Origin of the sequence: Bradyrhizobium pachyrhizi (assembly GCF_001189245.1) — a bacterium.
Taxonomy (GTDB): domain Bacteria; phylum Pseudomonadota; class Alphaproteobacteria; order Rhizobiales; family Xanthobacteraceae; genus Bradyrhizobium; species Bradyrhizobium pachyrhizi.
Map to the genome: position 1 here is coordinate 76533 of NZ_LFIQ01000124.1, position 12152 is coordinate 88684.

The window sequence follows — 12152 nt, forward strand, 5'->3', positions numbered from 1 at the left end:
AGCCTTCCGTTGTTGAAACGAGCCGTGGCTCCAGCTTTGCAAACCATTCGGCGCTTCGCTTGCCCGGGACGACATCGAGTTTTGCGTCTACCGCCGAATCGCACGTCTTGTCAGCGATCCGCGCGAAATTCCTCCGGGCCGTCGAGCAAGTCACGCTTGCGGGCGGCCTGATCGAACTGGCTGGCGGAATGATCTGCCATTGCGTTGATGGCCGTGCCGGCCAGGTTCTGCGCACGTCGCCGTTGATCGTCGTGCCTCGATCGAACATCCCGATCCACGGCTCGCCGACGACAGATCTCATCGGAGATACGTTCCTGGAGGCATCCGTTGCCTCGATAAGATCGCCGCGTCATCCTGCACGATCCTTCCAGCAGGATCGGTACGGGCTAAGTCCCCCGTGTGCCGCCTGCTTGCTGTGGCGATTGCCCTGGCGCCGAAGGTCTGGACGCCGGGAATTTGGGTTTCCGCGGAGGGGCCGCGATCAATCCATCCCGTATCGCTTGCTTGCGGGCAAGCTTGCGGGCTCGCCGCACGGCCTCGGATTTCTCTCGAGCCCTTTTTTCTGACGGCTTTTCGAACGATCTGCGGCGCTTCATCTCTCTAAAGACGCCCTCGCGCTGCAACCTCTTCTTTAGAACTCGAAGCGCCTGGTCGATGTTGTTGTCCCTGACAAGAACTTGCAACGGATCACCTCTCTCGCGCTACAACGCACATTGAATGAACACTACAATGGCCCGCTCCATCAGTGACAGAGCGGGCCGCACTACCATTCCAGTACATCCGTGGAACGGCAGCCGACCAACAACATCGCGGAAGCTTCAGCCGCGGTGCTGCAAGCACGCGTCCTCGCTTTCATCCGACGATGTCTTTGGAAAAAGGTCCCGTGGAACCGATCTACAAGGCTCAAGGCCAGTCGATCTACGAAACCTATGCACTTATCTCGGCTATGCAAGACGCAGTCGCTGATCATGAGAATTATATCCGACGGCTCAGCCACGCCGAGATCATGGCTGAACGGCGATGGCGGCTTGACCGTGAACGCGGAGCCGGTTCCCTAAAATCTTCACCGTTGCCGAGTAGCAAATTCGCTCCAACAGGCGCAGAGTACGTCGCTGCCGGATGACTATTGAGCGCCGGCACCTGAGAGCCTGGGCAGCTCCCGCCACCAAAGGGAGCCGAAGATGGCAACCCGCTACTATTTCGATATCCGCAACGGCGAGCAACTCTATGCCGACAAACAGGGCATCGAGCTACGCGACGAGGAAACTGCCGCGCACGAAGCGATGCAGTCATTGCTCAGCATAGCCAAGGAGAACCCGCCTTTGGACAAACACAGTCTATTGGCGTTTGAGGTCCGGACGGACGAAGGGCCGCTATTTCAGGTCAGTCTCAGTCTCGGCATCACAAGGTGCTAGCCGCTGCGCTACGCAGCCAGACTCAAGAATCCAGCCGGCAACTGCGCCAAGCGATGGCCACCTCAAGCACGGGCCCATCGCCGTCCCGGACCTCGATGGCAATCTGATGGAAATTGTGACCGCGAAAGGAATCCCGAATGACGTCGGCCAAGGCGCGCGCAGCCTCCTCCTGAACCGCACCGAAGCTGGACATCTCCATGCCCTCTTCGTCGATCGCCAGGCCGCCGCCATCACGAAGATCGAAATAATAGCGCGTCATCGGCATGGTAATTTGCCCCGGCTCTCGATTGTTCCTGCGAAGACCGAGGAATGTGGCCGGTGAGGACAGAGGCGCGCGAGCCGTCCGGGTGAGTCATGACCGCAAAAGCGAGAGAGTTCCTTGATTTCTGGATTGAAACAGCGTCCACGCTGCCGAGCGATATGGAACGCCGGGTGCCTCGCAGGACGTTGCCGAGTTGGCGCACCGGTGCGTCGAGATGGCGGGACAGCAAGGCCTGACGGAACAGGATCTGCGTGAGGCGGCCGGCGATATCACTGACTACATCAGGATCAGACTGAAGGCGGCGAACAGGAAGGAGGCCGATCGTCCCAAATAGTTCGGGCAACGACCAAGCTTCGCGACCTGAACGTAGCGGCCGAAGCCGCGAAACAACAGGTCCGCTTCAGCAACGTATCAGCGACGGACTCGAAGACGTGCGTGATTGCGCAGCTTAGCGCACGATGCGCTTGACCCGCTTGGTTCTCTTGGCAGCCACAGATGCCGCGCCTGCGGGTGCAGCGCCAGCCTGCGCGGCCGCCTCGGCGTCACGCGCTTCACGGAGAGCCCGCAGGCGCACCATGTTCTTGCGCACGGCGATCGCATCGCGCTCGACCTCAGCGATTGCCTGCGCACCGGCCTCGGCGGCAAGCCGCTGGCGCTGGGCCTTGGCCAGGCGCTCGGCAGAAAGTTCTTCCGGCTTCTTGGCCATGAGCGAATGAGCCCTTTGAAAAGCAGCGTGACCCGCTCAACCCATCAGAGGATCGAGCGGGCCGCGGCTGTCATCCCAGTACATCCGTGGAATGACAGATCGATTCAAGCCAGCCGAAGATCTTCGGCGCTGGTCTTGCCACGCATTTTGTCGATCTTGAGTTCGAACGACAGCTTCTGGCCCTCGGCGAGACCGCCAAGTCCGGCCCGCTCGACAGCGCTGATGTGAACGAACACGTCATTCGTGCCGTCATCGGGCTGAATGAAACCGAAGCCCTTCTGGCCGTTGAACCACTTCACAGTACCTGTAGGCATTTGTCTTCTCCAAAGCGGACGCACGTGAATTCGCGCTTGGTTCCGCATCATCCTTCAACCGACGATGTTCTTTGGAAAAGGGCCGCTTTGACCATTCAACAAGGCACAACGGCAAATCGAACGCCGCAAGCATACACACTTAATCCGCTAGGGCAAGTTCGGAAGCGCCCAAGCTGCGCAACGCGCACGCCGCGCTGGAGCGCATCAGCAAATGGCTGCTCGAGCGCCTCGGCGCCGAACGAGGCACTGGCCGGCGCAACGCCCTATCTGCGGCTGTTCGCCGCAACGGCCGGTGGCTGCATGCTCGCCGGCGAGGCGCTGGCCGCCAAGGCGAACGGCGAAGCCGAGCCGCAGCGCTATGTCGCGCTGGCGCGCTTCTTCGCCGAGAACATCGCCGTACAGGCGCCGTCGCTGGAAAAGACCGTGACCGAAAGCGCCGAGGCGGTGACCGGCGCGGACGCGGTACTGGCGGGGTACGACGCCCTCCCTGGCCATAGGCCGCGCCGCATTCACAGCCGTCGTCCTGGCGAAGGCCGCGACGACACCGAATGTGTTGCACGGTCAGTTCGTCATACATCCGCGTTCTCGCGACACGATCTGTCCGAGCTTTGCGCTTCGTTCCGCCCTCTCCTCAAGCAGAGGGCGCAGGGAAAGCGGAGGTGCCCGACTCCGCCGTCATCGACGATTCCCGACCGGGAGCGGACATCCATGGCTCCGCTGAAAGACCCGATCACGAAGCCCGTAAAAACCCGTGTTGTTGACACTGGAAAACACAGCTACAGGTTCCATGAATTGCAGGTTGAGCGGCTTGGTTTGCGTGGGACGATTTACCTTGTGGATGATGACCCTGAGTTCAGCGGCGCTGCCCAGCGTCTGCTGGAGCTGGCAGGCTATCATGTCCAATCCTTTCCGTCAGCAGAGCGGCTGCTGGCGCAGCAGCTCCACCAGAATAGGGTTGACTGCATACTGCTTGATGTTCGCCTGCCGGCAATCACTGGCCCCGACTTGCAGCAGCAGCTGATTGCGCAGAACGTCGAGCTCCCGATCATCTTTCTTTCCGGGTACGAAGACATACCGATCACGGTTCGTACCATCAAATCTGGCGCCGAGGATTTTCTGAGGAAGCCGGTCACGGCCGAAATTCTGCTTTCCACGATCGAACGTGCAATTGATAAGCACAAGACCTCCCAGCAGCGTCGAGAAGAAAAAGCGATTCACCGCACCAACGCGGCCAAGCTCACTCCGCGAGAGCGCGATGTGTTCGAACGGGTCGTTGAGGGCAAATTAAACAAGCAGATCGCAAATGAATTTGGTTCGACCGTGCGCACCATCAAGGCGCACCGTCAACGAGTGATGGAGAAAATGCAGGCCCGATCGCTTGCCGAACTCGTCTTGATGGCCGAGCAACTCAAGCCGAGCTGATTTCGATCTCATTCCGGCAGACGGCCATCCTCTTGAGGGACGAAGATGATTACAAGGCAAATCACGTCGCCTCACGAAGACGAATTTCCTCTGGTGATTCCTCTCATGCCCGCAACGCGCGAACATCGCCGCGCGGCCATGTGGGTGGTGGCCGCGCTGTTTGTCCTCGCCGCCTGTATCGCGCCGTTTGCGAGCGTACAGATCGGCAGGGTCGACGCATTTGTTCCAGTCCTGCAGACAGTGCTAAGCGCCGCCGATCTGCTGACCGCTACGCTGCTGTTCGGACAGTATTCTGTGCAACCTCGGCGCGGACTATTGGCCGTCGCCGGTGCATATCTCTTCAGCGGCGCGTTTGCCTTCTTGCAGACACTGAGCTTTCCCGGTGGTTATGGCCCAAACGGAATACTCGGCGATGGCTTCGATACACCGGCGTGGTTTTTTGTTTTCTGGCACACCACGTTTCCACTGAGCATCCTGGCATACACGCTTCTCAAGGATAAGACGGAGCGAGGCGCCGCCGCCCGGTCGACGAGAGCGAGCATCATAGCGACAATATGCGCCGTCCTCACCACCGTTGCTGCACTGACGTGGACCGTGACAGCGTGGGTGAACCACTTGCCGAGCTTCTACAGCGGGAGCGTTACCCTGCAAACGCGGTTCGGGAGCCAGATCAACATTGCGCTCTGGCTCGTGGGCGCGGCAACGTTGGCGGTCTTGTTCAGCCGCCGACGCACAATTCTGGACATGTGGCTGATGGTGACGCTTGTCGCCTGGATGCCGAACTTTCTCGTAGCGGCGGTCGCCAGCTCCGTTCGCTTCTCTGTCGGCTGGTACGCCGCGCGCGGCTTCGCGCTGGTAGCGAGCTGCATGCTGCTATGCGTCCTGCTAACGGAGCTGATGGTGCTGTACTCCCGTCTGGCCAGCGCGCTAATTCTCCAGCGGCGAGAACGGGCCAATCAGCTTATGAGCATCGACGCTGCGACGGCCGCAATCGCGCACGAAATCAGATCTCCCCTCGGCTCGATCACCTTGAACACGAGCATTGCGCTTAATCAGCTCGCCGCCGAGCCGCCCGACCTTGAGGAGATCGACGTTGTCCTGAAGGACATCGAGCGCGCCAGCCTGAGCGTTGACTCGACGATCACGAGCATCCGCAGTCTGTTCAAGAGCGCCTCCAATCGCTCCAGGATGCAGATCGAGGATGTGGTGTGCCAGGTCTTGCGTTTGATGCAACATGATCTGCAAACTAACCAGATATCCGTCTCGACCAGCTTTTCCGATCACCCTCACGCAGTCACGGGCAATCGGGCTCAATTGCAGCAAGTGGTGTTGAATATCGTGAAGAATGGCGTTGAGGCCATGGCGTCGATACCAGTTGATCAACGAAAGCTAACCGTTTCGACCCGTATCGACCAACGCTGGATCGTTCTGAACGTCCGGGATGCCGGAGTTGGCATACCTCAGCACACCAACGTCTTTGATGCGTTCTTCACGACCAAAGCCGATGGGATGGGATTGGGTCTCGCAATTTGTCGCACGATCATCGATCGGCATGGGGGAATGCTGGCGCTTGTTGCGACAGGCAGCCAAGGCACGGAATTTGAGGTCAGGCTGCCGATCGCGTAGCCTAGCGCGAACGGGGCATTTTAATACCGAGAGCCCGCTCGGCCGCAGACATGACCGTGGACTGCGGGCTCGTTTGGCAGAAATCCTTCACGGTCTTTGCAGCTTGCGCGAACTGATACAGGTCGACCACGGTGTTGTGCACGCTCGCGTTGTAATACCCGCTGAGCCACATGGTGACACCGGCAAAATCCTGGAAGTCGAGCCTGGCCAGCTCGCGGCAGGTCATCCTGCTCATGTCGACGACCAGCTTTTCTTCCGCCTTGCCGGACGCATTCGACAACAACAAAACCGTGATTGTGATCAGCAGCTTTCTCATATCACCCCCAATATTTGTTCGGCTCCGCATCCGGTCCGACGTCTGCTCGGCTGCCGTGCTCCCGAAATCCATTATCGTTGGACCGGCTCCTTGATCTAAATCAAGCGAGCGACGGCGCAGGTGCTCCAGACTGGTCGCGACCTTAGGGAGGACCGGCATGAACAGGAAAAGACTGCGCGCATTGCTTCGCGCTTCGGGGGTGGCTGCATCGATCGCCATAGCTGCAACGCCGATCGGTCACGCGCGTGCCGATGACTCCACGACGTTGCTGAAGGCGATGGCGGACTATACGGCCGCCCAGAAATCGATCACCGCGACGTACGATAGCGACATCGAGATCATCACGCCGGAACTACAGAAGATCCAGTTTTCCAGCTCCGGTCAGTTGAAAATGACCCGGCCCGACAAATTGAGGGTCAGACGAACCGGTGGCTATACCGATGTCGACCTGGTCTATGACGGCAAGACCGTCTCGCTGTACGGCAATAACGCCAAGGCCTATGTGCAGGCCGACGCACCCGGCACGGTCGAGCAACTTGTGGAGGCGATTCAGGCGAAAACGGGAGCAGCGATGCCCGGCACGGATCTGCTGCTCTCGAATTCCTTCGACGTACTTACGTCCGACGTCATTGAAGGGCATCATATCGGACAGGGCGTGATCGACGGCGTCGAGTGCGAGCATCTGGCGTTCCGCGGACATGACACGGACTGGCAGATCTGGATCCAGACCGGTCCGCAACCGATCCCCCGCAAATATGTCATCACCAGCAAGACCGTGGCTGGCGCGCCGCAATATACGTTGCGGATCAAGGACTGGAAGACCGATGCAATCGCTGCCGCGGACATCTTCTCGTTCAAGCCGCCGGAAGGCGCGACGAAGGTCGGACTCGATTCCGACGTCATGATCGAATTTGACGAAGTACCTGCGGGCACAATTGCTGGAGCCAAGAAATGACCAACCCACTTCGCAAGACGCTTCTGCTTCTCTTAACCGCCGTCACATTCTCGGGCACGCTGCTCTGGAATGGCAAGGGCCATATCGAGCAAGGGCTGGTTTCCACCGCGGAAGCACGGGTCGGACGACCGTTGACGCCGATGAGCTATGCCGGGGTCGCGCGCCGGACCACGCGGCGCGCCGTCTACGGCACCGCAGCCGCTGGAGCAGTAGCAGCCGGCACCTATGTTGCCACGCCGGGGTGCGTGCAGGTGACCAACGCCTATGGTCAGGTCGTGACCAAATGCTGATGCAGCCGCGCGCGCGAGCCCAAAACATCACCCCACTCCGAGCAAAGTGGGCCGATCCCGCGCGGTACTGGTAGCAAGTCCCGCGAGACCGGTTTGCGCTGCGATCCGAAAGAAGTCATTCACGAGAACCTGTGGGAAGATAGCATGTCCATAAAATTGTTTCTGGCTTCCGCGGCGGTCGCGATTTCAGCCGTGACACCCTGTCAGGCCCAGGTCGAGTTGAAGACCTACGCGAACGCTGACGGCTATGTTGATGTTCAGGCGCTTACATGCGCCCAGCTTGCCAACACCTTCCAGGAGGATGCCGATTATCTGACGGTTTGGTACAGCGGTTGGTATAATGGCCTCGCTAAGAAGCACTTGATGAAGGTCGATCGCGCGAAGGATCTGGAGCACCAGATCATCGTTTATTGCAAGGCGAACCAGGACAAGAAGGTCATTCAGGCCATTGACGTTGTCTTCAACGAGTATCGTGCCAAGAACGGCATCAAGATGAAAAAGTGAGAATGCCGGACGGGTGCCGATACAGGTCCAGACGTTAGCTTCCGACGGAAGCTCGCCTCCGGAGGTTATTGAACATCCGGCGCTGCTGGCCTGCGTCGTGGACGGCCCATCTCACACCGGTCCAGGAGAAGGCCCTCGCGCCGATGAGCGTCGTCTTTGCCTTTCGCGCGCCACCGGCAAGCTGCCGCGCGCAAGCAGCATTCAACCGCCCCGACTTTTCGCCTTGCGTGGAACTCGCCTGGCGCGCGTCCGAACACTTGCTTTTGCCGCTGCCGGCTCCGTCGGGCGCGTGATCGGAAACGTCTCCCGCATATGTGCTGCCAGCATTGCACAGTAGTCAGTCGCGAAACGAGGCAACGGACGCCGCTTGTCCCATGAGATGGTCAGGGGCTCCTGCAACACGCGGCGTCTGTGCGTGAGACCGACAATCCTTAATCCGTAGCGCCAGCACTGAAGCTGGGAGGGAACGATCGCGACGCCGTGCCCCGCCTCGGCGAGTGCCAGCAAGGTGTGCGGACTGCGACTCTCGAACATGATCTTCGGTTTCAGTCCCGCCATACGGCTTGCCGCATCGAAAGCACGGCGAAATCCGAACCCGCTGTCCAGCAGCAGCAACGGAAGTTCGGCAAGGTCAGCGATCTCGATTGTGCGACGGGGACCAAGCGGCATCGACGGATGGCAAGCAGCCAGTAACTGCACAGATCCAAGCGGAAGGCTGCCGAAGTGCTGCTCGTCCAGCTTGACGGCGTGCAACAAATTCTGGCCGAGATGAACTTCCCCGCGTTCGAGCATCGCCAATATCTCGCTGCCCGTCCCCTCCCTGATCCTGATCTCGACCCTGGGATATCGCTCCGCGTACCGGTGCAGAAATTCCGACAGCACGCTTTCGATGTGTTGCGGCGAGCCGGCGATCCTTAGGACCCCGGTATCTCCTTGACGAAGCAGCTGAGCCTGCTCCTTCAAGGAATTGACGCTGTTGAGCAGCAGACGGCAGCCCGCAATCAACTGCTCGCCTTCGCCGGTCAATAGAAGCCGGCGCCCGACGCGATCGAAGAGCTGCAAGCCGAGCTCCCGTTCGAGACCGATGATTTGCCTGGATAGAGCGGGTTGGGCGACACGCAACCGCAAAGCGGCCTTTGAGACCGTGCCGAGCTCGGCCACCGTCAAGAACGTGAGGGCCTGTTGAAGAGTCATACCCGCTTATACCATTCAAGCATAAGGTTCGAAAAAATATATGTATTGGACGTATTTCGAAGCCTCGTGGAGAGTCCTGCCAGGCTGCGGCTTGTGGCACCGCCACGGCATCGGAGGAAGCTCCCATGAGTTCTGGAGGCAAGATGGCTCTGGTCATGTTGAGTTGTACCGCTATCGGCGCTCTTGGCGCCGAAGCACTGCATGGCGAAGCCAGGCCGCCCGCCTATCTGATCGGGCAAATCGAGGTCACCGATCCCGATGGTTATGCCAGGGAATATCTCCCGAAGGCGAAGGAGATCATCAAGGCGCATGGCGGCAAGCTGATCGCGGCTGCCGGCGCGGCGGCAACCGGTTCGCAGGTCGTTGCCGTTGATGGAAATCCACCCAAGCGCGTCGTCATCTATATGTATCCGACCATGGAGGCGCTTTGGGCCTGGCGACACGATCCAGCCTACGTGCAGGTTCGGGCGGTCGGCGAGAAATACGCCAGGTACCACACATTTGCGGTCGAAGGCTCTGCCGCCAATTAGCCCTCATCCCGCCGTCGGTCGCGGCGACGTGCAACGTGTGCCACTAGTTTCGAAACACGAGGCAGCGCCCGCCGACTGCCTCCAATCGGGCGCACAGCTGGTTAGCTCGCTCGCGGGTCGTCTCGGCGACCGGGAGCAGATACCAGGTGGCCGAGCCTGGCCCGGCCATGCGCGATCTCAGAACGAGCGGTGCGCGATCGCCGAGCACGGATGCAAATCGTTTCTGAAGTTGCTGGTAGTCGGCGAGCACGCGCGATTGCGACGGGCCACCGGCCAATTGAAGTCCCCAGGGCCCCCACGCAGCTTGCTGCGCGATTGTCACGGACTCTCTTGGGCCCGCGGGAAGCGCCCGAACGAGCATGCCGCGCACGATGTCACCGCAGGCCATGGCCGCGTCGATGTGGACCCGATCCTCAAGCGAACCCTGCGCCCATTCCTCGGCGGACTTGCCGGTAATGATCCTGACATAGGCGCGCGTTTCGCCCGGCAGGCTTCCACGTCCCGCCAGCCAATCCTGAACGCGCCGTGGACCACCATTATAGGCGGCCGCCGCAAGGCCGAGATTGCCGAACTGCGCGCGCAGCTCGCGGAGCCAACGCGCGGATTCCTGCAAGGCAGGCAATGGCTCGAACGGGTCGACCAGACCGCGCCACCGTGCGGTACCGGGCATGAACTGGGCGATCCCCTGGGCACCGGCCGAACTGACCGAATTGGGATCGAAATTGCTTTCCTGCCAGATCAGCCGGACGAAGAAATCCGGCGGCAAGCCGTTCTCCAATGCAGCCTCTTCCAACGCCTTGCAGTATTGCTGCGGCCCATCGGGCCTTGGACGCAAAGGTATCGGCGCCGGCGACGGAACGGATGACGATTGCTGATCGGACGCCGACCGATCGGCCCCGGCGTTGGCATCCGGACGAGACGTTTCCGTTTGCGATGTTTCTGCCTGCGCCGGCTCTGCGCGCTGCGCGGCGGGCGTTACCGCTGGATTGCCGAGAGGCTGGGCGCTCGCGACGGGGACAAACAGCAGCAGGCAAGCCGAGCCGATAACCGCTCGTGGAATCGATCGATGAACCCGCCGCGGCCCGAAAATCGACTGCATAAAGCGATCATCAAATTGGATGCATTCGTCGGAATCATATCATCGGCGCCGCCCGGGCGGGCAGAAAATTTGCTGGCTAGCGGTCGGACAGGCTTCCAACGATCGATGCGCGGCGGGACAGTTCGATCCAGTTGCCATCGGGATCGAGGATCATGGAGATCCGTGCGACCTCGCCGAGCGTCACCGGCGCAAGGCCTTCCCGCACGCCCTTGGCGCGCAGCTCGTCATGCACGGCATCGATGTCGGCGACCTGCAGTGTGATGTAGCGCCAGCCGCGCGCCGGCCGGATCGGATCGACCGTGGCGGCAGCGTCTTCCTTGAGCAGCATCAGGCTGTCGCCGAGGCGAAACGCCGGACCGCCCGACCATGATTGCTCGGCGAAGCCGAGGATGTCGCCGTAGAACCTGCGATGCGCGGCGAGGTCGCGCACCGCCAGCATGACGGCGATCTGGGTGATGCCGTCATGTCCGGGCGCGACCAGGCAAACGCTGTTGCCATCGGGGTCGGCCATGCGTTGCGGTGCGTCGACGCCAGCGCGCGCAATGATCAGCTCGCGATAGCCGCTCGGCGCCGCGTCCGGCAGCCGCTCGACATGATGGTTGAGCTTGATGACCGAACCCTGCGCGTCGTGCCGGTACTGCTTCTGCCCGCGGCGGATCGGCTGCACATGATCGAAGCGCAGCCTGGCATCGTGCTGCCAGAACCGCAGCATCGGCTCGAGGTCGTTGGAGGAAAGGCCGACGTCGATCACGTTCTTTGCCAGTTGCATCTGCTCCCGCCTTCGGATGAAGTGCACCACGATGGATTAGCTATGCGAGGATCAAGTCACCAACGCAAGCACCGCGATCACTGTCGCAGGTCGGCCGGCTCGCCGCCGCGCCCGCCTGAAACAGTCAATCCAGTGAGGACCGATATGCAAGCAGGCCTCGTTCAGACCTTTCGCGCTTTTGCGTACAATAACGCCTGGGCCAATCATCGCCTGCTCACGGCCTGCGCCGGTCTCAGCCAGGCGGAGTTCGCCGCGGCGCGGACCGGGTTCTTCCCGAGCCTGCAGGCGACACTGAACCACATTCATGTCATCGACCTGTTTTATATCGACGCGCTCGAGGGCGGCTGGCTCGGGCCGAAGGCGTGGGCCAATGAAGTGCCCTATCCGTCGGTGGCGCAGCTGAAAGACGCCCAGCGCGCGATCGATCAGCGGCTGATCGTGCACTGCGATGTGCTGACGGCTGAGCGGCTCGATGATGTGGTGAAGATCAATCGCGACACGAGCGTGCAGACTGAGCGGCGCGACCGCCTCTTGATGCATCTGTTTCAGCACCAGATCCATCATCGCGGCCAGGCCCATGCGATGCTCTCGGAGACCACAGTCAAGCCGCCGCAGCTCGACGAATTCTTCGCCGCCGGTGAAGCGCCGCTCCGCGCGGCCGAGTTCAGGGATCTCGGCTGGAGCGAGGCCACCGTGTGGGGCGGCTGAAGGCGAGGTTCCGCCCGCCATCGGCGATGTGGTTCCTGATCC

At 60.9% G+C, this 12152-nt stretch carries 17 protein-coding genes; 8 read left to right on the top strand and 9 right to left on the bottom strand.

The window, feature by feature from the left end; genetic code table 11:
- A partial coding sequence (locus tag AKL29_RS44045) for a hypothetical protein (RefSeq protein WP_210168339.1) occupies positions 1-268 on the bottom strand: 268 nt, incomplete at its 3' end.
- Between the two features lie 118 nt (positions 269-386).
- Complete coding sequence (gene rpsU / locus AKL29_RS41435) at positions 387-683, bottom strand: 30S ribosomal protein S21 (RefSeq protein ID WP_082190822.1); 297 nt, start codon at positions 681-683, stop codon at positions 387-389.
- Between the two features lie 498 nt (positions 684-1181).
- Here rpsU and AKL29_RS38820 point away from each other — a divergent pair, with 498 nt between their 5' ends.
- Positions 1182-1415 carry a DUF6894 family protein gene (locus AKL29_RS38820; protein WP_050387816.1) on the top strand — a complete coding sequence of 78 codons (234 nt, stop codon included), beginning with the start codon at positions 1182-1184 and terminating at the stop codon, positions 1413-1415.
- A gap of 22 nt (positions 1416-1437) precedes the next feature.
- Here the strand turns inward: AKL29_RS38820 and AKL29_RS38825 are convergent, their stop codons facing one another.
- The 3 genes from AKL29_RS38825 to AKL29_RS38835 all read right to left on the bottom strand — a co-directional run bounded on the left by AKL29_RS38825 (position 1438) and on the right by AKL29_RS38835 (position 2697).
- The gene (locus tag AKL29_RS38825; protein WP_028334475.1) at positions 1438-1680 is read right to left on the bottom strand and encodes a DUF6894 family protein; all 243 of its coding nucleotides are present in this window, start codon (positions 1678-1680) and stop codon (positions 1438-1440) included.
- Between the two features lie 445 nt (positions 1681-2125).
- The gene (locus tag AKL29_RS38830; protein ID WP_028334476.1) at positions 2126-2383 is read right to left on the bottom strand and encodes a hypothetical protein; all 258 of its coding nucleotides are present in this window, start codon (positions 2381-2383) and stop codon (positions 2126-2128) included.
- A 104-nt stretch (positions 2384-2487) separates the two neighbouring features.
- Entirely contained in the window at positions 2488-2697 is a 210-nt protein-coding gene (locus AKL29_RS38835; protein WP_016844538.1) for a cold-shock protein, read from the bottom strand.
- Positions 2698-2721: 24 nt separating this feature from the next.
- On the opposite strand from AKL29_RS38835, the gene AKL29_RS46510 reads away from it, so the two are divergent.
- Both AKL29_RS46510 and AKL29_RS38845 read left to right on the top strand, forming a co-directional pair.
- Positions 2722-4119 (top strand): response regulator, encoded by a 1398-nt coding sequence (locus AKL29_RS46510; protein ID WP_160321826.1) that lies wholly within the window; start codon positions 2722-2724, stop codon positions 4117-4119.
- A 105-nt stretch (positions 4120-4224) separates the two neighbouring features.
- Positions 4225-5745 (top strand): MASE4 domain-containing protein, encoded by a 1521-nt coding sequence (locus tag AKL29_RS38845; RefSeq protein WP_160321827.1) that lies wholly within the window; start codon positions 4225-4227, stop codon positions 5743-5745.
- 1 nt (position 5746) lies between these two features.
- On the opposite strand, the gene AKL29_RS38850 is transcribed toward AKL29_RS38845, so the two are convergent.
- On the bottom strand, positions 5747-6280 hold the full coding sequence (locus AKL29_RS38850; protein WP_082190839.1) for an HdeA/HdeB family chaperone: 534 nt from the start codon (positions 6278-6280) through the stop codon (positions 5747-5749).
- Here AKL29_RS38850 and AKL29_RS38855 point away from each other — a divergent pair.
- The 3 genes from AKL29_RS38855 (at position 6261) to AKL29_RS38865 (ending at position 7810) form a co-directional block, all read left to right on the top strand.
- A complete protein-coding gene (locus tag AKL29_RS38855) occupies positions 6261-7016 on the top strand; it encodes a DUF2092 domain-containing protein (RefSeq protein ID WP_244482664.1) in 756 nt (251 codons plus the stop codon). The two genes, AKL29_RS38850 and AKL29_RS38855, sit on opposite strands and share 20 nt — an antisense overlap.
- Positions 7013-7306, top strand: coding sequence for a hypothetical protein (locus AKL29_RS38860; RefSeq protein ID WP_050387820.1), 294 nt, complete (start codon positions 7013-7015; stop codon positions 7304-7306). The genes AKL29_RS38855 and AKL29_RS38860 overlap by 4 nt, the downstream gene beginning before the upstream one ends.
- Positions 7307-7450: 144 nt before the next feature.
- Positions 7451-7810, top strand: a complete 360-nt coding sequence (locus AKL29_RS38865; RefSeq protein WP_038377519.1) for an HdeA/HdeB family chaperone — start codon at positions 7451-7453, stop codon at positions 7808-7810.
- A 201-nt stretch (positions 7811-8011) separates the two neighbouring features.
- On the opposite strand, the gene AKL29_RS38870 is transcribed toward AKL29_RS38865, so the two are convergent.
- Positions 8012-9004, bottom strand: a complete 993-nt coding sequence (locus AKL29_RS38870) for a LysR family transcriptional regulator (protein ID WP_028334482.1) — start codon at positions 9002-9004, stop codon at positions 8012-8014.
- A gap of 143 nt (positions 9005-9147) precedes the next feature.
- Between AKL29_RS38870 and AKL29_RS38875 the strand changes: the two genes are divergently transcribed.
- Entirely contained in the window at positions 9148-9534 is a 387-nt protein-coding gene (locus tag AKL29_RS38875) for a DUF1330 domain-containing protein (protein WP_028334483.1), read from the top strand.
- Positions 9535-9577: 43 nt separating this feature from the next.
- Here the strand turns inward: AKL29_RS38875 and AKL29_RS38880 are convergent, their stop codons facing one another.
- Both AKL29_RS38880 and AKL29_RS38885 read right to left on the bottom strand, forming a co-directional pair.
- Entirely contained in the window at positions 9578-10633 is a 1056-nt protein-coding gene (locus AKL29_RS38880) for a lytic transglycosylase domain-containing protein (RefSeq protein WP_082190825.1), read from the bottom strand.
- A 76-nt stretch (positions 10634-10709) separates the two neighbouring features.
- Entirely contained in the window at positions 10710-11402 is a 693-nt protein-coding gene (locus AKL29_RS38885) for a VOC family protein (protein ID WP_050387822.1), read from the bottom strand.
- Positions 11403-11546: 144 nt separating this feature from the next.
- Between AKL29_RS38885 and AKL29_RS38890 the strand changes: the two genes are divergently transcribed.
- A complete protein-coding gene (locus AKL29_RS38890; RefSeq protein WP_028334485.1) occupies positions 11547-12110 on the top strand; it encodes a DinB family protein in 564 nt (187 codons plus the stop codon).
- Positions 12111-12152: the final 42 nt, after the last annotated feature.